The sequence below is a fragment of the Marinobacterium sp. MBR-109 genome, from assembly GCF_040547565.1.
Classification (GTDB): Bacteria; Pseudomonadota; Gammaproteobacteria; order Pseudomonadales; family Balneatricaceae; genus Marinobacterium.
Window position 1 is genome coordinate 165704 of the sequence record NZ_JBEPPZ010000007.1, and the last position, 17387, is coordinate 183090.

Consider the following 17387-nt stretch of genomic DNA (forward strand, 5'->3'; position numbering starts at 1 on the left):
GCATGAAGCGCACGATCATTCTGTTGCCGTTACTGTTATTACTGAGTTTGACCGGTACTGTCCGGGCCGAAACGGTGAACATATCTCCTTTTGTGCTGCAGCAGCTGAATGCAGCGCAACAGGCAATGGCACAAGAGCAGTACTCCAAGGCAGCCGAGGTGCTGGACAAACTGGCGCAGCAGGATCTGAGCCCGCCCGGCAAAGCCTATATGCACCAGTTTCGCGGCAATCTGGCACTGCAGCAGAAACGTGAGGCTGAGGCGCTGAAGCAGTTTCAGGCAGCCTGGGAGCTGAGCGCACTGACCGAGCAGGACCAGCGCCGGCTGCTGCACACGGTGGCTCAACTGCAGTTAACACTGGACCAATGGAAGAAGGGTACCGCGTCTCTGGAGCACTGGATGCAGTTGGTGAATACGGCCGGGATGGCAGACAAGGAGATTCGCGCCGATGACCATCTGTTACTGGCACAGGGCTATTCGCAGCAGGAACAATGGCGAAAAGTCATTGATCCCATCAAAACAGCAATCAGAATAAAAGGTCGTGCGCCGGAAGACTGGTATCGCCTGCAGCTGGCGGCACACTTCCAGCTTAAACAGTGGCAGGGTGCGACAGTTGTACTGGAGCTGTTGATTGAACGTTATCCACAGAAGTCGCAGTACTGGGAGCAGCTGGCCAGTGTGTATCAGATCCGTGAACGTCATGCGGATGCTCTGGCTACGCTCCGTGCTGCCTGGATCGGCGGACATCTGCAGAAAGAGCGGCAGTACATCTGGCTGGTACAGCTGATGATGCAGCAGGGCGTACCGCAGCGTGCCGCCGAAGTGCTGCAGCAGTCCCTGCAGGCGGGCCAGGTGCGCGATACGCTCAAGCATCAGCGCCTACTGGCACAGGCACAGCTGGACGCGAAACTCTATGAGCAGGGGCGCAACACTCTGCAGCGCATCGCTCAGCGCAAGCCGGATTATGACACTTGGCGTCAGTTAGCCTATCTGGAGCTGCAACTCAAGCGCTGGAGTGATATGAAACGCAGCATTGATCAGGCGGTTGCGCTCAAGCCGGATGCCGCTGATCTGTTGCTGCTGCGAGGTATCGCCGATATCAACCGCGCCGAATATGAGCAGGCGCGCTCCAGCTTTGAGCGTGCCAGTGCTCACAGCGGTACCCGTGATCAGGCCAAAAGCTGGCTGAACTACCTGGAGCAGGTGCAGGGCCGCAGTTAAGCGGCAGAAAATGCGCCGCATTTGTGGCAGGATATCTCGCTGATCCAAGCGGAATCCTGTCATGAACAACACTTCTAAACCTTCTACCGGGCGCATGCCCGCACAGCAATGGTCCACCCGGTTCGCGTTTATACTGGCAGCCGCTGGTGCAGCGGTCGGGCTGGGCAATATCTGGAAGTTTCCCTACATCGCCGGTGAAAATGGCGGCGGTGCCTTTGTGCTGGTTTATCTGGCCTGTATTGCCCTGTTGGGCCTGCCGCTGCTGATGGCCGAAGTACTGATCGGTCGGCGTGGTCAGCAAAACCCGGTCAACTCCATGGCGGTTCTGGCACAGGAGGCGGGTGCCAGTCCGCTGTGGAAAAACGTTGGCCGCCTCGGCGTGCTGACCGGTTTTCTGCTGCTCAGCTTCTATGTGGTGGTAGCCGGCTGGGCACTGGCGTATATCCCGTTGACCGCCAGTGGCGTCTTTACCCAGTTGCAGCCAGCTGAGATCGGGCAGCGGTTTGATGCTCATCTGCACAACCCGTGGGTATTGATCGGCTGGGGTACACTGGTATTGGTACTGACGCTGGGCATCGTCGGACGCGGCGTGCGCAGCGGTCTGGAAAAGGCCGCCAATCTGTTGATGCCGCTGCTGTTCCTGTTTCTGTTGATTCTGGTGGGTTATGCGGCCAGCAGTGGTCATTTTGCGAAGGCGGCCGCGTTCATGTTCAACCCTGATTTCAGCAAACTGACCGCTTCCGGCATTCTGCTGGCGCTGGGCCATGCCTTTTTTACCCTGAGCATAGGCGGCGGTGCCATGATGGTATATGGCTCCTATCTGCCCAAATCGGTCTCCATCGTGCGTACCTCGATCCTTATCGCCATACTGGATACAGCGGCCGCGCTGCTGGCGGGCATGGCGATTTTTCCGATCGTATTCGCACACGGGCTTGAGCCTGCGGGTGGACCGGGGTTGATCTTTGTCACGCTGCCGATCGCTTTCGGTCAGATGCCCTTTGGTACCCTGTTCGGCACGCTGTTCTTCATTATGCTGTCGGTGGCGGCACTGACCTCGGCATTCTCGCTGATTGAACCGGCCATCGCATGGCTGACGGAGAAGCGTGGAATGTCGCGGCTCAAAGCCTGCCTGCTGGGCGGCGGAGGTATCTGGCTGCTGAGTCTTGGGACGGTCTTTTCCTTCAATATCGGTGCCGAATGGACCCTGGCGGGCAAGACCTTTTTCGCGACGCTTGATTATCTGACCTCCGGCTGGATGCTGCCATTGGGTGCCCTGTGCATGGCACTGTTTACGGCCTGGGTGATGAAGCCGGAGCATACCGCTGAAGAGTTGGGGGGACGCCGGGGGCTGTGGCAACTTTGGCTGCCGTTGATGCGTTACCTGGTCCCGGTGGTGATCGTGGTGATCTTTCTGCAGGCGGTGGGGGTGATTGCGTTGTAGCCCGGTAAACAAAAATGGCGCCCATAAGGGCGCCTAATGAATGAGGGGTGTACCGCTTCCGATCAGAAGCGATAGTTGGCGGAGAGCCAGAAGTTGCGTGATTTGGCTTTCACGTTGTAGTCGTCGATGTAGTTCGGATCCCAGGTTGTACCGCCATCTTCAGTGGTAAAGATGGTCTGATAGGTGGTGAAGTCTTCATCCAGCAGGTTGTTGATACGGGCATTAACGGTGAAGTTCTTGGTCACGTTATAGCTCGCACCCAGATGGAAGATGGTGTAGTCCTTGTAGAACTCGGGATAATCCACATCAGACGGCCAGCCACGTGGTGTGCTAGTGAAGCGTTCCGAACGCATCTCGGCTGTCAGATAGGTGCTGAATTGAGGCGTTGCCTGCCAGTTCAGCGTTGCGTTTGCCATGTGCTTGGCGGTTCCACTCAGAGGCTGGCCTTCGTTGGCACCGCTGGTGATGCGAGCATCGGTATAGGTGTAGTTGGCACGCAGATACAGTTTGGGGGTGAACTGATATTTACCGGCCAGCTCGATTCCATCTATTTTGGCGCTATCGATGTTTACCAGCTGACTGAAGGTGTAGTCATCACCCAGTACCTGATTCCACTCCGATGCCAGGTCGGCGCAGTTGTTGCTGTCAGCGGCCGGGTCATCACAGTGATAAATACCATCGCCACGTTCAATCTTGTCCTTGAATTTGTTGGAGAACACGGTTGCGTTGAAGTTGTGGCCATCCGGGTGCGAGTAGTAGATCGCCAGTTCGCTGTTTACGCTGGTTTCAGGCTGAAGATCAGGGGTGCCATGGAAAGGACGTGTGCCCTGGCCACCAAAGCCGGTGATGCCATCATACAGGTCGCTGGCTTTTGGTGCCTTGTAACCGGTACTGATGCCCCCTTTTAGTGTCCACTCAGGGGTCAAGTTCCAGTTGGCATAGACGCGGGGGCTGATGTGACCGCCAAAAATATTGTGATGGTCATAACGGGCGCCGCCGGTCAGTGTGAAGGCATCGGTCAAGCCCCAGTTGTCTTCAGCAAAAAGCGACCACTGTTTGTGTTCCTGAACGCTGCCGTCGGAAAAGCCACTGCCATTCATGCCGAAGGTGCCGTCTTCCATTTCGGCATCAATATACTGACCGCCATATACCAGCCAATGATCACCGATTTGTGAGTCCAGTTTTACATCCAGAGTGGTTTGGCGGGTTTCCAATGTACGCTTGGGGCGGGGTAGGAAGGCTGCTTCAATCTCGGCATCCGTCGCTCCATTGTTGTCCATCTGCTCATACTGGAGTCGCTCAGTTGCGGTCAGTGGCAGAGTGCGGCCATCATTACTGGTGGCAACGTGATGCAGGGTGATATCCGAGTGGCCAAAGGCCCAGTCGCCTTCATGACGCACGGAAAACTGGTCACGGCTGAACTGCTGCTCCAGTGCATAGCCGGCACGCGGCAGACGGTTAACGCTGTCAGTGGTGCCCAGAGGATTGGCGCCATCGGTTGGTTTGTTGTCGTAGGTTTGCTCGGAAATCTCGTAATCAAAGCTCAGGTTCTGATTATCAGCCGGCTTGAAGTCCAGTCGAATGCCCAGGTTATGGTTTTCGTTCTCGGTGGTTTTACCGCCAGCACCATAGCCCAGCTCACGTGGTACCGGGTTTCCATTGGGATCAGCTTCATCAGTGTATTGAGGTTCTGAGGCATCACGCTGATACAGGCTGCCACGAATGCCGATGTTGAGCTTATCCTTGACCAACGGACCACTGACGGCGAAGTCGGTTGTGGTGTCATCGCCGAAATCATCATTGCTCTGGTGAGTACGGCTGTGTGAAACCGACCCGTGCCACTCGGTACTGTTGCGCTTGGTAATGATGTTGATGACACCACCCAATGCATCGGCGCCATACAGCGTTGAGGCCGGGCCGCGGATGATTTCGATGCGCTCGATCATCTCCTTGGGCGGGATATGGTTGAACTGGTTGCCGCCAAAGTTGTTCGGATAGATGTCGCCCACGTTGTTCTGACGCTTACCGTCGATCAGGATCAGGGTATAGTCGGCGCCCATGCCACGAATACTGATGCCGCCCTGGCCTGTTTTGTCCGTGGTTTCACCTACATCCACACCCTCTACTTCACGTACTGCATCCAGCAGAGTGATGTAGGGTTTCTTGTCCAGCTCATCCCGGGTAATCACGGTGATGGAGGCAGGTGCATCGGTCAATTTCTGCTCGATGCCGGCAGCACTGATCACCATAGTGTCCAGTTTGACAGCCTCTTCCGCATGAAGGGATGCAGAGATGGCGGCACTCAAGGCGATTGCAGCGGTGCGGTAATGTGGCTTCCTCACGACTCTATCCTTTTCTCATTTCTAATTGGTTTTAGGTACAGCGAACCTGACTCAGGCGTTCAGTGGGGAGGGAATCTAGCAACCAAAAATAAACACGTCAATAAAAAGAATCATTATCATTTAGATTGTTTTTGTCTTGTTCTTGCTGTTTCCCTCCATAAAGCAGCGGCAGGATACAAAACTTTACACTGATAATCATTATCATTCGTTGATGGTGATTGAGAATTGTTATAGTCTTTTGCGCTCTGCCGGTGATGGAGTAGTGGTAATGAATGGGGCAACACATGAGCTGATGAACGCCCGTCAGTCTGGAGCGGATCACAGCACTGTTTCTGAGCGTGAAGATGTTCAGGCTCGCAGTCGCTGGCTGCGCCGTTTGCTGACCTGGCACTGGATCAGCTCCGCGCTGGCGCTGTTTGGCATGCTGCTGTTTGCGTTCACCGGTATCACCCTCAATCACGCCGGGCAGATCCCGGCCACGCCGGTGGTTGAGACCGTTGAGGCCCGGCTTCCGTCCGACCTGGTTGAATTGCTGTCAGCTCGGGCTGAAGCTTCTCCGGCAGATCTGCCCGACGACCTGCGTCGCTGGCTGGCTGATGAGGGCATAGGTCTGGGCAACGCCCAGCCCGAATGGTCCGACTATGAACTTTACGTATCGCTGCCGCGTCCCGGCGGTGATGCCTGGCTCAGCGTGGATTTCGAATCCGGCGAGCTGCTGTATGAGTCCACCGATCGCGGCTGGATCTCCTATCTCAATGATCTGCACAAAGGCCGCAACACCGGCACCGCCTGGAGCTGGTTTATCGATCTCTTTGCCGTGCTGTGCATTGTGTTCTGCCTGACGGGGCTTGGGGTTCTCTATTTACATGCGCGGGAGCGGATCAGTGTCTGGCCGATTACGGGGCTGGGCGTCATGGTGCCGCTGCTGCTTGCCATATTGCTGGTGCATTGACCGTGCGCCTTGATCGAGGAGCGTTTATGCAATGGAAAACAACGGCAGCGGCTGCGCTGCTGGCGGTGGGCAGTTCAACCGCCATGGCTGCCGAATTGAAACTGGATGTGGAGATACCGGTGCTGCAGGTAGCGGAATACCACCGGCCCTATGTGGCGATCTGGATCGAAACCGACAAGGGACGGCATCAGGCCGATCTTGCGGTGTGGTACGACCTGGAGCTGAAAGACAACGAAGGCACCAAGTGGCTGAAGGACCTGCGCCAGTGGTGGCGTCGCAGCGGCCGTCAGCTTGAGTTTCCGGTGGATGGCCTCTCGGGTGCAACCCGTCCGGTGGGTGTGCACTCGCTGATCTTTACCGATGACCATGCCGGTCTGGCGAAACTGGAACCCGGTGATTATCAGCTGATGGTGGAAGCGGCTCGTGAAGTCGGTGGTCGTGAGCTGGTCAAGCTGCCGTTCAGCTGGCCGGTGGCAACCGCCGGCGAGCAGACTCAGAGCGGCGAGCATGAGTTGGGCCGTGTGACCTTGTCACTGCAGCCCTGAGGTCAGCGTTGCACCACTGACCCGAACTCAAACAAGGCCCGAATTCAAATAAGGAGAAACCAATGAATCTGAAAAAACTGGCTGCCTGTTCACTGCTGGCCCTGGGTATGGGCGCTTCCATTGAGGCTCAGGCACATCGTGCCTGGATGCTGCCGTCAGCGACCGTACTGTCTGGTGAAAACGCCTGGATCACCGTAGACGGTGCCATCTCCAACAACCTGTTCTACTTCGAGCACCATCCGCTGCAGCTGGACAATCTGGAAATTCTGTCACCGAGCGGCAAGCGGGTCGAAGCGCAGAATGAGGCCAAGGGTAAATACCGTTCGGTGTTTGATGTAGAGCTGGCCGAAGAGGGCACTTACACCCTGCAAAACCGCAATCAGGGCGTGTTTGGTCGTTACACGCTTGATGGCGAAATGAAACGCTGGCGTGGCAGTGTTGACGAAATTAGTCAGATTCCGGCTGCAGCTGAAGATCTGCGCCTGAGTGAAATCGACAGCCGCATGCAGGTGTTTGTCACCAAGGGTGCTCCGACCGATGCCAATTTCAAAACCAGCGGTCAGGGCATCGAGCTGGTGCCGGTAACCCATCCGAATGATCTATTTACTGGCGAACCGGTGGAATTTCGCTTTTTGCTCGATGGTGAGCCGGCAGCCGATCTCGACGTCACCCTGATCCGTCATGGCATTCGTTACCGTGATCAGGTGGAAGAGATCATCGTAAAAACCGATGCCAAAGGTCAGGTCAATCTGGAGTTCAGCGAACCGGGCATGTACTGGCTGGAAGCGGAAACCGAGCAGGACAGCAAGCTGCTTGAAGGCGCCAAGCGTCGTCTGAGCTACAGCGCTACCCTGGAGGTGCTGCCGCTTTGAGGCATGCCGGCAAACTGATTCTTGCACTGCTGGCGCTGACCACGGCGCTGGTCTGGCAGATGGAGGGTCTTGGTGCGGATCGACAGTGGCTGGCAACGCTGGCACTGTCGGCCTATGCCCTGCTGCTGTGGCGGGCGAAGGTGCGCAGGCAGCGGCAGCAACCGGCCGTCAGTGGTGCAACGGACTACCTGATCGCCTATGCCACTGAAACCGGCACCGCACGACAGCTGGCGCAGCAGATGCGCAAGCGACTGAGCAAGCAGGGCTGCACTGCAGCCCTGACCGAGCTGAACCGGTTGGCGGATCAGCCCCTGCCTGCAAAGGCGCTGCTGCTGGTGGCCAGCACCTGCGGCCAGGGCGATGCCCCGCGCACAGGAGATCGCTGGCCGGCCAACGATGACCTCAAGCGCTATGAGGGCCTGCCCTTCGCCATGCTGGCGCTGGGGGATCGCAGTTATCCACAGTTCTGCGCTTTTGGTCTGTCAGTTGCCGGTCAGCTGCAGCAGGCGGGCGCAAAACCGCTGTTCCCACCTGTGCAGGTCAGTCAGGCCGACCCGGCCATGGTCAACTACTGGTATCAGTGCCTCGATAAAGCGCACTAAAACCAGAAGCGAATGCCCAGCAGCCAGCGGGTTTCATCCGTATCGTGACCGCCGGCGCGGGCGAGATCGGCCGAGTTGCCCAGCTTGCGCTCCCAACTGACGCCCACATAGGGCGCCAGATCCGGGCGAACCTCCCAGGCCAGACGCAACTCCAGATCCAGCTCGGACAGCCCGCTGCCCTGATGCTCGCTTGGGTTGCTGAAGTTGTGTGCCCTCAGGCCCAGTTCGGGACTCAGCACCCACTGACGGGTCAGGCGTATTTCGCGTTCCAGACTCAGCTCGGCGGTCAGGTCACTGCCCGGCCCCGCCAACAGGTGCAGGTCAGTCTCGATATACCAGGGAGCAGTGCCGCTGATGCCCAGCAGGGCGCGGTCCTCACGGCTATTGGCCAGAGGCTCATGCTGCCAGCCCAGCTCCAGATCCCAATAGGGTGCAACAGCACGGCGGTAGAACAGGCGCAGTTCATGGGCGTCCGTGCGCCCCTTGAGGCGTGAACCTTCGCTGCTCAGTACCAGCTTGTGCAGATCGGTACCCAACCAGCCTTCCACATTCCAGTTGAGCCGGGTATCGCCATCATCGTAGGCGGCTTCGAGCTGTTTGACATTGAGCATGCCCAATAGCGGATCATCATCCATATGCGCCTGTGCCATGGCCGGGATGATCAGGGCCAGCAGTGGCCAGTGTGTGTATGGTTTCATTCTCATCTCCTCAGCTGACCACGACTTTTCTGAACATGCCCATCATGTGATAGTGCAGATGGCAGTGGAATGCCCATTCGCCACGGGCATCGGCGGTGACCAGAAAACTCAGGCGCGAGCCGGGTTGAACCACCAGGGTGTGCTTGCGTGGCAGGTGGGTGGCATCGCCGGTTTCGAGATCACTCCACATGCCGTGCAGGTGCATTGGGTGCGGCATCATGGTGTCGTTGACGAAGGTAAAGCGAACCCGCTCGCCATAAGCAAGCCGGATCGGCTCGGCGTCGGCATAGCGGATACCATCGATCGACCATATGTAGCGGCTCATGTTGCCGGTAAGGTGCAGCTCGATTTCACGGCCGGGTTCGCGGGTATCCGGAGTCGGGTACAGACTGCGCAGCATGGCGTAGGTAAGCACCTTGCGCCCGTTATCGCGCAGACCCGCACCGGGATCATCCAGTCGGTACTGAGGCGATTCGGCTCGCATGTCGACGTGAGGCCCGTATTCGCTGTCCCTGTGGGTTGCCATGCCGGCCGACAGCGGGTGCCCCTGATAGGGCGTTGTCATACTGTGTCCCGAGTGGCCTTGATGTGCCGGCATGTCATGTCCACTGTGGGAGTTATGCATCGACATGCCGTGGCTGCCCGAGTGGGAGGGGGCGGTCATCTGGTGCCCGGCATGAGGGTCCGGTGCTGGCATGGTGTGACCGGCATGAGCGTTTTTTGAGCCTGTTGTAGGCATGGCGTGGCTGTCATGCCCGTGATGGCCCTCTTCGCTCATCGCCATGCCCATATCCGTGTGAGTCAGCTCGGGGGCGGGGTCCATGGCCGGCGGTATCGCCCGCAGCGCCGGGTCAGGCGTCAAGTGTCCATGGGCAAAGCCGGAACGATCAATGGCCTGGGCAAACAGGCTGTAGGCTTTGTGCTCAAGAGGCTCCACGATGATATCGAGGGTCTCGGCCACGCCGATGCGGAACTCGTCCACACTGACCGGCTCAACATACTGGCCATCACAGGCCACGACCGTCATTTTCAGGCCGGGAATGCGCAGATCGAAAAAGGTCATGGCGGCAGCGTTGATCACCCGCAAGCGGACTTTCTCGCCCGGTGTGAACAGGCCGCTCCAGCCGGAGGCCGGTGTCTGGCCGTTCATCAGGAAGGTATAGGTGTAGCCGGTGACATCGGAAATGTCGCGGTCGCTCATGCGCATCTTTTCCCACATCTGTCGGCGTGCCAGGATGGTACCCAAACCATCACGCCGGACTTCAGGGATGAAGTCGTCGACCAGTGAGCGTTCGCGACGATTGTAGTAGTGGCTCATCTTTTTCAGATTGGCGAAGATTCGCTCGGGCGGGGTATCACTCCAGTCCGACAGCATGACGACATAATCGCGATCGTAGCTGAACGGCTCAGGCTCTTTCGGTTCGATGATCAGCGCGCCGTACAGGCCGGTCTGTTCCTGAAAGCCGGAGTGGCTGTGGTACCAGTAAGTGCCGCTCTGATTGACATCGAACTCGTAGGTAAAGGTCTCGCCCGGAGCGATGCCATCAAAGCTCAGTCCGGGCACGCCGTCCATCTCCGTGGGCAGAATGATGCCGTGCCAGTGGATGGATGAGTCGGTATCGAGGCTGTTGTGAACGTGCAGGCGCACCCGATCACCTTCGCGCCAGCGCAGAATCGGGGCCGGCAGTGAATGATTGACGGTGGTGGCGAGGCGCTCCTCGCCGGTAAAATTGACCAGCTGATGGCCGATGTTCAGCTCGAAATCGCTGCCGCTCAGTTCCGCAACCCTGGTTGTAACAGGTGCGGAAGACGCCGGCAGGGGGCGTGCATTGAGGCCCAGTCCGGTCACCAGACCGCCCAGGGCCAGGCCCTGTACAAAGCGCCGCCGTGAAGGCGCACGCAGCGTGTTGTCCTTGCTCATGAAGGTACTCCTGAATAGCAAACATGTCGGAGTCGCCCATTAGTGGCGACGGTGTCAGAGGCTATTCAGGCTTTTGGAGGGCGTTGCAGTCCGGGCGGGAATATCGGCTGATACAGGTCAGGTGGCAACGGGGTTTGCATGCTGGCTGCAGGCAGTGCCAGCGTCAGAGCGGTTGCCAAGGGTCCGCAGTGACTGGCACAGGTGCTCAAGCACTGTTGCCAGCAGGAAAAATGTTCGTTTGTGCTATCGTCAGAGTGATGATGAGAATGGGCGCTCATGCTGCCGACAGTCTGCTCGGGGTGCAGTGGCACTGCCGACGCCATCACAGGCGCAAGCAACAGCAGCGCAAGGGCTACAATGCTCAGCAGGCCGGTAAGGCGATTGGCAGGGCTATCAAGCATGACAGTCTCATTCAGAGTTTGGCATAGTATAAACCGCTGACCCGATCTCCAGGCAAGAGTTCCGGACAACGACCACTTCATTTGACGTATCCAAAGAGGCCACTTGACCCGTCACCGCCAGTCCAAACTATCTCGCTATCTGCTTCGCCCCCTTTGGCGAGTGCTTTGGCGTGTCCTGCTGATCTGGTTGATTGTGACGGTGGGTGTGACAGTGGCGCTGCGTTATGTGGACCCGCCGTTCTGGTCCTGGATGATCTGGCGTGGCATCACCACACCTGAGGGCTACCCCGATCGCTATAGTCACCAGTGGGTAGAGCTGGATGCCATACCGCTGCACATGCAGCTGGCGGTAGTGGCGGCCGAGGATCAGCGTTTTCCCCTCCACACGGGTGTGGATTTCAAGGAGCTGGAGCAGGCAATACGGGATGCCATGGCCGGCAAGTCTCTGCGCGGAGCCAGTACCCTGACCCAGCAGACCGCCAAGAACCTGTTCCTCTGGCCGGGGCGGGACTGGACCCGCAAGGGGCTTGAACTGCCGCTGGCGCTGCTGCTGGAACAGGTATGGGGCAAGCGCCGCACGCTGGAGGTGTATCTCAATATCGTCGAGTTCGCCCCCGGTGTGTATGGTGTCGGGGCGGCGAGCGAGTACTGGTTTGGCAAGCCGGTACAGCGTCTGAGTCGGGATGAGGCCGCACGGCTGGCGGCTATACTGCCCAACCCCTGGATCTACTCGGCGCAGCCACCTTCAAATCATGTGCGTCGGCGGGCTGACTGGGTGCTGCGTCAAATGCAGCAGCTGGGACCTGCCTGGATCGCCAATATCAAGTAATGGTTATAAGCTGTTCAATTTTTATACTTGTTATGCCAGAATTGCGCGCTTTCGCGCACGTGGCTGCAGGGTTTATCGACTCCCGGCAGTGATCCCGTGTACTTCCTCTTTCCGCTTCCGTTTCGGTGTACCAGACTGAATGGAAGAACGTTGCGGCTGATCGCCGTAACCCAGAACGGATGATGACCGATGACTCGACAATCGCCTTTGGCCCTGCTGCCGCTGGGTCTGTTTCTTGCGCTGTTTATTGGCAGCGGCCTCTATTATCAGTCTGCCGGTGTTGATTTTGCCTTCTACCAGATATCGGCTCCGGTCGCGATCCTGCCGGCCATTGTGCTGGCGCTGATCCTGCAGAAAGGGCAGCTCAACGAGCGTATCGAGACCTTTGTCAGCGGTGTGGGCGAACACACCATTATTACCATGGCGCTGATCTTTCTGCTCGCAGGTGCCTTCGCCAGTGTTGCCAAGGCGGTTGGTGGTGTGGATGCCACCGTTAACCTTGGCCTGAGCATCATCCCGCCCCAGTTTGTATTGCCGGGCCTGTTCGTGATCACCGCCTTTATCGCCACCTCTATGGGAACCTCCATGGGGACCATCGCGGCGGTGGCTCCCATTGCAGTCGGTGTAGCTGAAGCGACTGATCTGTCATTGCTGCTGGCGATCGGTACAGTGGTGGGTGGCGCCATGTTTGGCGATAACCTGTCGATCATCTCCGATACCACCATCGCCGCAACCCGCACTCAGGGTTGCGAAATGAAAGACAAGTTTCGCCTCAACTTCAAGATTGCCCTGCCGGCCGCACTGCTGACACTGCTGTGGCTCTACATTCAGGGCAGCAGTGCGCGTGTGGAAGCGCCGGGTGAATATGAACTGCTCAGGGTGTTGCCCTATCTGGCGGTTCTGGTGCTGGCCCTCTCGGGCCTGAATGTGATGGCGGTGCTGTTTGTCGGCATTCTGCTCGCCGGCGGTGTCGGCCTGTTTGCGACCGAGGGCTACTCAGTCGCGCAGTGGTCCAAGGATATCTATGCCGGTTATACCGGCATGCAGGAGATTATGATCCTGTCGCTGTTGATTGGCGGACTGGGGGCGCTGATGAAGTCTCAGGGGGGGCTGGTCTGGCTGTCCGGCATGATTGACCGACTCTCGCGCCAGAGCAGTGATCCGCAAAAACACCGCCGCTCCGGTGAGTTCAGCATCAGCGCGGCCGTGGCACTGACCAACATCTGTACCGCCAACAACACAGTGGCGATTATCATCTCCGGTGGTTTGGCTAAGGATATTGCACAGCGTTATGGCGTTGATCCGCGCCGCAGTGCGAGTCTGATGGACATCTTTTCCTGTGTGGTGCAGGGCATGCTGCCCTACGGTGCGCAGGTGCTGCTGGCGGGATCGATTGCCGGGCTTTCGCCACTGCTGATCGCCGGTAGTATCCATTACTGCTGGCTACTGGCGGCAGCCGCCGTGGTTTCGATTGCGATTGGCTGGCCTCGCACCATGGCACGTGTGCCTCACTGATTACGTCCCTTCTGCTGCACTCATGCAGCCGGCAGCCCGAGTGGATATGACCACTCGGGCTGCACCCCCTCCTGTTTCCCTGACTGTGTATTTTTTGTGACCACGTGGACTATGGCCATGGCAGGTATTGTGTTCTTCATAAATAAGACAGACAATATAGTTAATAGTAATCTATCTCATTATCAACATTGATCAGAGGGAGCTTGTCTCATGTCATCGCGCTTTACCTGGAAACCCCTTGCGCTGGTCATATCCGCATCTGTTGTGCTGACGGCCTGTAATCAATCGGAAGCCGAACAGGTATCGGCGGCTGCCAAGCCTGTACAAGCGGTTGAGCAGTCAGCTGCCAGCCAGCAGGCTGTTACACAGCAGCAGGTTGTGGTGCATTATGCGGACCTGGCCCATGCCACTTACAAGGATTCACTGGTCACGGCACAGGCACTGAAGCAGGCGATTTCAGAGCTACTGGCATCTCCGACCGAAGCCAATCTGCAATCAGCTCGTGAAGCATGGCTGAAAGCACGAGTGGCCTATCAGCAGTCTGAGGTATTTCGCTTCGGCAATGCCGTCGTCGATGACTGGGAAGGCCAGTTGAACGCCTGGCCGCTGGATGAAGGCATGATCGATTATGTCAAAGAAGCCGACTACCAGTATGAACTGGGCAACGAAGGTGCTCTGGCCAACATCATTGCCAGCGAAAGCCTCCAGGTTGGCGGTGAAACCATCGATGTCAGTGAAATCACGCCTCAGTTGCTGGCGGATCTGAACGAAATCGGCGGTTCAGAGGCAAATGTGGCCAGTGGTTATCACGCCATCGAGTTTCTGCTCTGGGGGCAGGATCTGAACGGGTTTGCAGTGGGCGCGGGTGAGCGTTCCGCCAGTGATTTCGCGCAGGGCGAGAACTGCACCAACGGCAATTGTGATCGTCGCGGTCAGTACCTTGCGGCTGCTTCCGAGTTGCTGCTGCAGGATCTGGAGTGGATGGTAGCGCAATGGGCACCGGGCTCACAGGATAACTACCGCGCAGAATTGTTGTCTGCCGACACGTCAGAAGTCGTACGTCGCATGTTGTTCGGCATGGGATCTCTGTCGCTGGGTGAGCTAGCCGGTGAGCGTATGAAAGTGGCGCTGGAAGCCAACTCCTATGAGGATGAGCACGATTGCTTCAGTGACAACACACACAACTCTCATTACTACAACGCCAAAGGTGTCCAGAACGTCTACTTGGGACGTTATGTGAGTACCAGTGGCGAAGAGCTGAAAGGACCTTCTCTGTCTGACCTGGTTGCAGCTCAGGACGCTGAGCTGGATGCGCGTGTGAAGTCGGACCTGGTTTCCAGCATGCAGGCGCTGGAGGTCATGGTTGCCGCCGCCGAGAGCAGTGAAGCACCGATGCCGTTTGACATGATGATCGCACCTGGCAATGCCAAGGGCGCTGAAATCGTGAATGCGGCGATTGTTGCCCTGGTTAATCAGACAGGCAGCATTGAGCAGGTAGCCGGAAAACTGGGTATCACCTCGCTGGAGCCTGATACTGCCGGTCACAGCTTCTGATAACCAAGGCCATGGCGCCCGCTGTGGCCTTCAAGTGTAATAACCCTTCGTTCGACCGGGCAGGGATGCCCGGCTGACCACCGTGAGACAATGACGATGAACATGTTACGCAGCGGACTTTTGGCCCTGATGCTGCCGCTGGCCTCGTCCAGCCTGGCGCAGACGGATTACCCGATCCAAACCACTCCCAAAAGTGGTGGCGACGGCAGTGTGGCCCAATCTGATCACAATGCCTATTCATTGCCACAGGCCAATCTGGCCATGAGTGAAAGGCTGAATTTCAGCGTCGGTAACAGTTTCTTTCGCAACCCCTGGGTGATCGCGCCGGCCAGCACAGATGCGCGCGACGGCCTGGGTCCCCTGTTCAACACCAATTCCTGCCAAGGCTGTCATATCAAGGATGGCCGTGGCCACCCACATGAGCCGGGTGAGCCGCCCGTTTCCATATTCCTGCGCCTGGCGGTGCTGGGCGATCCGGATCTGAATGCCGAAGCGATCCGCCAACACGGCTTCATTCCCGTACCGGTATACGGTACCCAGCTGCAAACGGCCGCCATCCCGGGCATGGAGCCTGAAGCCGACCTGTTGCTTGAATGGAAGGAGCGAGAAGAAACACTGGCTGACGGTACGGTTGTGAAACTGCGTGAGCCCGTTTTTACCATTGAGAACCCCCGTTACGGCCCGCTGCCTGAAGGCTTGTTGACCTCACCCCGTGTAGCGCCGCCGATGATCGGACTTGGCTTGCTGGAGGCTATCCCGGCAGCGGATATTCTGGCGGCAGAAGATCCGGATGATCGGGATGAAAACGGTATCTCCGGTCGTGCCAACCGTGTTTGGGACAAGGTGACCAAGACCAGCGGTGTGCTGGGACGTTTCGGTCTGAAGGCGGCCGAGCCCAATGTGATGCAGCAGAGCATGGGCGCGTTTGCCGGCGATATGGGGCTGACATCGACCCTGGCGCTTCATACTGATTGTACGCCCGAGCAGGGCTGTGAGCGTTTTCCAACTGGTGGCGATATTGAGGTCAGTGACAAAATTGCCAACTTCGTCAGTTTTTATGCTTCCAGTCTGGCCGTGCCCGAACGCCGTGATATGGATGACGCTGATGTGCAAAAAGGGGCAAAGCTGTTCAACGAGGCGGGCTGTGCAGCCTGCCATACACCGCGTCATGTAACGGGGCAGGTGGATGGTCGGCCGGATCTGAGTGGACAGGAGATCTGGCCCTACACCGATCTCCTGCTGCATGACATGGGACCCGGGCTGGCCGACAACCGCCCCGAGTTTCTGGCCAATGGTCAGGAATGGCGTACTGCGCCGCTCTGGGGTGTCGGGCTGGCACAGTTGATCAACCCGCGAGCCGGTTTTCTGCACGACGGTCGTGCTCGGACTCTGGAAGAGGCGATCCTTTGGCACGGGGGCGAAGCTGAGGCCGCAAAAGAAGTCTATCGCGCGTTGGATGCGGAACGCCGCAAGGCACTGATCACCTTTCTGGAGTCTTTGTGATGAAAAAGCTGGTCTGTATCGCAGCCTTGCTGCTGCCTTTGACGGCACAGGCGGAAACGCCGCTGCAGCGCTGGCATGCTGATCTGTCCGGGGGATATGCAACACTGCTGGATCGATCTGCTGAGATTGCCCGTGAGATGGAAGAGTATTGTGCTGCTCCTGACGCTGCACGTCAGACTGAAGTCCGCCGGCAGTGGGCTCACGCCTTCATGGCCTGGCAGGCGGTGCGGTTTGTCGAGTTTGGACCGATTGAGCAGGATAGCATGGGCTGGCAGATGCAGTTCTGGCCTGACAAGAAAAACCTGATTGCTCGCAAAAGCCAGATGTTGCTGCGCAGTGCTACCCCTGTGACAGTCGAGACACTGGCCAATGAAGGTGTTGCAGTTAAAGGCTTCCCGGCACTGGAATATCTGCTGTTTGAGCATGAAGCCAAGCATGGCCCGGGCAGTGCCTGTCCTGTATTGGCCGTCATCGGTACTCAACTGGAAGCCAACGCCAGAACGCTGGCGCAGAGCTGGCAGCAGTTTGAATCTCATTTTGAGTCCCGCGACGCGTACACCTCCGATATGGTGAAGTCGGCCATCCATGCGACCGAAATCATGCGTGACAAACGCCTTGGCGAGCCCATGGGGCTGTCCGGCAGCAATCGCCGGGTACATTTTCTGGCGGATGCCTGGCGCAGTGAGCAGTCGCTGGCAACCATTCAAGCCTCACTTGAAGGGCTGGAACGGTATTTCATGCCTGGACTTGAAACGATGCTGAAACACTCATCACCCGAGTTGCTGCAGGAGACGCGAGATCGACTGGATGCGGCATTGGAAAAAAGCAAAGCCCTGCCTGCCGGGATGAAAGCCCTGCTGGGCGATGATGCAGGCTATGCACAATTGCAGTCGCTGTTCATCAGCATGGATGCGCTGGTGATCCATCTCAATGATCGCGTTGCGGTCGAGCTGGGCATAGTGAAGGGTTTCAACTCCAGCGACGGTGATTGA

The 17387-nt window shown here is 57.8% G+C and carries 15 protein-coding genes; 11 read left to right on the forward strand and 4 right to left on the reverse strand.

Features of this window, described 5'->3' with window-relative positions:
* The first annotated feature begins 2 nt into the window (after positions 1–2).
* A complete protein-coding gene (locus ABIE60_RS10985; protein WP_354469450.1) occupies positions 3–1220 on the forward strand; it encodes a tetratricopeptide repeat protein in 1218 nt (405 codons plus the stop codon).
* A 61-nt stretch (positions 1221–1281) separates the two neighbouring features.
* Complete coding sequence (locus ABIE60_RS10990; protein ID WP_354469451.1) at positions 1282–2661, forward strand: sodium-dependent transporter; 1380 nt, start codon at positions 1282–1284, stop codon at positions 2659–2661.
* A gap of 62 nt (positions 2662–2723) precedes the next feature.
* Here ABIE60_RS10990 and ABIE60_RS10995 read toward each other — a convergent pair whose 3' ends face one another.
* Positions 2724–5003 carry a TonB-dependent receptor domain-containing protein gene (locus ABIE60_RS10995; protein WP_354469452.1) on the reverse strand — a complete coding sequence of 760 codons (2280 nt, stop codon included), beginning with the start codon at positions 5001–5003 and terminating at the stop codon, positions 2724–2726.
* 268 nt (positions 5004–5271) lie between these two features.
* Between ABIE60_RS10995 and ABIE60_RS11000 the strand changes: the two genes are divergently transcribed.
* The 4 genes from ABIE60_RS11000 (at position 5272) to ABIE60_RS11015 (ending at position 7974) form a co-directional block, all read left to right on the forward strand.
* Complete coding sequence (locus ABIE60_RS11000) at positions 5272–5955, forward strand: PepSY-associated TM helix domain-containing protein (RefSeq protein ID WP_354469453.1); 684 nt, start codon at positions 5272–5274, stop codon at positions 5953–5955.
* A 26-nt stretch (positions 5956–5981) separates the two neighbouring features.
* Positions 5982–6500: a DUF2271 domain-containing protein gene (locus tag ABIE60_RS11005; protein WP_354469454.1), complete on the forward strand. Its 519-nt coding sequence runs from the start codon at positions 5982–5984 to the stop codon at positions 6498–6500.
* A gap of 62 nt (positions 6501–6562) precedes the next feature.
* On the forward strand, positions 6563–7372 hold the full coding sequence (locus ABIE60_RS11010; RefSeq protein WP_354469455.1) for a DUF4198 domain-containing protein: 810 nt from the start codon (positions 6563–6565) through the stop codon (positions 7370–7372).
* Positions 7369–7974, forward strand: a complete 606-nt coding sequence (locus ABIE60_RS11015; RefSeq protein ID WP_354469456.1) for a flavodoxin domain-containing protein — start codon at positions 7369–7371, stop codon at positions 7972–7974. The genes ABIE60_RS11010 and ABIE60_RS11015 overlap by 4 nt, the downstream gene beginning before the upstream one ends.
* On the opposite strand, the gene ABIE60_RS11020 is transcribed toward ABIE60_RS11015, so the two are convergent.
* From ABIE60_RS11020 to ABIE60_RS11030, 3 genes are all read right to left on the reverse strand, one after another.
* A complete protein-coding gene (locus ABIE60_RS11020) occupies positions 7971–8672 on the reverse strand; it encodes a copper resistance protein B (RefSeq protein ID WP_354469457.1) in 702 nt (233 codons plus the stop codon). The genes ABIE60_RS11015 and ABIE60_RS11020 overlap by 4 nt on opposite strands.
* A gap of 10 nt (positions 8673–8682) precedes the next feature.
* Positions 8683–10593: a copper resistance system multicopper oxidase gene (locus ABIE60_RS11025; protein WP_354469458.1), complete on the reverse strand. Its 1911-nt coding sequence runs from the start codon at positions 10591–10593 to the stop codon at positions 8683–8685.
* 65 nt (positions 10594–10658) lie between these two features.
* Positions 10659–10994: a hypothetical protein gene (locus ABIE60_RS11030; RefSeq protein WP_354469459.1), complete on the reverse strand. Its 336-nt coding sequence runs from the start codon at positions 10992–10994 to the stop codon at positions 10659–10661.
* A 103-nt stretch (positions 10995–11097) separates the two neighbouring features.
* On the opposite strand from ABIE60_RS11030, the gene mtgA reads away from it, so the two are divergent.
* The 5 genes from mtgA (at position 11098) to ABIE60_RS11055 (ending at position 17387) form a co-directional block, all read left to right on the forward strand.
* Positions 11098–11823, forward strand: a complete 726-nt coding sequence (gene mtgA / locus ABIE60_RS11035; RefSeq protein ID WP_354469460.1) for a monofunctional biosynthetic peptidoglycan transglycosylase — start codon at positions 11098–11100, stop codon at positions 11821–11823.
* Positions 11824–12012: 189 nt separating this feature from the next.
* Positions 12013–13338, forward strand: coding sequence for a Na+/H+ antiporter NhaC family protein (locus ABIE60_RS11040; protein ID WP_354469461.1), 1326 nt, complete (start codon positions 12013–12015; stop codon positions 13336–13338).
* Between the two features lie 210 nt (positions 13339–13548).
* Positions 13549–14892, forward strand: a complete 1344-nt coding sequence (locus ABIE60_RS11045; RefSeq protein WP_354469462.1) for an imelysin family protein — start codon at positions 13549–13551, stop codon at positions 14890–14892.
* 96 nt (positions 14893–14988) lie between these two features.
* Positions 14989–16395, forward strand: coding sequence for a di-heme oxidoreductase family protein (locus ABIE60_RS11050; protein WP_354469463.1), 1407 nt, complete (start codon positions 14989–14991; stop codon positions 16393–16395).
* Entirely contained in the window at positions 16395–17387 is a 993-nt protein-coding gene (locus ABIE60_RS11055; RefSeq protein WP_354469464.1) for an imelysin family protein, read from the forward strand. The genes ABIE60_RS11050 and ABIE60_RS11055 overlap by 1 nt, the downstream gene beginning before the upstream one ends.

What these genes read in the sequence shown, in the direction of transcription:
- ABIE60_RS11055 (WP_354469464.1), top strand. Translation starts at nt 16,395, where the DNA reads ATGAAAAAGCTGGTCTGTATCGCAGCCTTGCTGCTGCCTTTGACGGCA.
- ABIE60_RS11020 (WP_354469457.1), bottom strand. Translation starts at nt 8,672, where the DNA reads ATGAAACCATACACACACTGGCCACTGCTGGCCCTGATCATCCCGGCC.
- ABIE60_RS11010 (WP_354469455.1), top strand. Translation starts at nt 6,563, where the DNA reads ATGAATCTGAAAAAACTGGCTGCCTGTTCACTGCTGGCCCTGGGTATG.
- ABIE60_RS11025 (WP_354469458.1), bottom strand. Translation starts at nt 10,593, where the DNA reads ATGAGCAAGGACAACACGCTGCGTGCGCCTTCACGGCGGCGCTTTGTA.
- ABIE60_RS11000 (WP_354469453.1), top strand. Translation starts at nt 5,272, where the DNA reads ATGAATGGGGCAACACATGAGCTGATGAACGCCCGTCAGTCTGGAGCG.
- ABIE60_RS11030 (WP_354469459.1), bottom strand. Translation starts at nt 10,994, where the DNA reads ATGCTTGATAGCCCTGCCAATCGCCTTACCGGCCTGCTGAGCATTGTA.
- ABIE60_RS10990 (WP_354469451.1), top strand. Translation starts at nt 1,282, where the DNA reads ATGAACAACACTTCTAAACCTTCTACCGGGCGCATGCCCGCACAGCAA.
- ABIE60_RS11040 (WP_354469461.1), top strand. Translation starts at nt 12,013, where the DNA reads ATGACTCGACAATCGCCTTTGGCCCTGCTGCCGCTGGGTCTGTTTCTT.
- ABIE60_RS10985 (WP_354469450.1), top strand. Translation starts at nt 3, where the DNA reads ATGAAGCGCACGATCATTCTGTTGCCGTTACTGTTATTACTGAGTTTG.
- ABIE60_RS11045 (WP_354469462.1), top strand. Translation starts at nt 13,549, where the DNA reads ATGTCATCGCGCTTTACCTGGAAACCCCTTGCGCTGGTCATATCCGCA.
- ABIE60_RS11005 (WP_354469454.1), top strand. Translation starts at nt 5,982, where the DNA reads ATGCAATGGAAAACAACGGCAGCGGCTGCGCTGCTGGCGGTGGGCAGT.
- ABIE60_RS11050 (WP_354469463.1), top strand. Translation starts at nt 14,989, where the DNA reads ATGAACATGTTACGCAGCGGACTTTTGGCCCTGATGCTGCCGCTGGCC.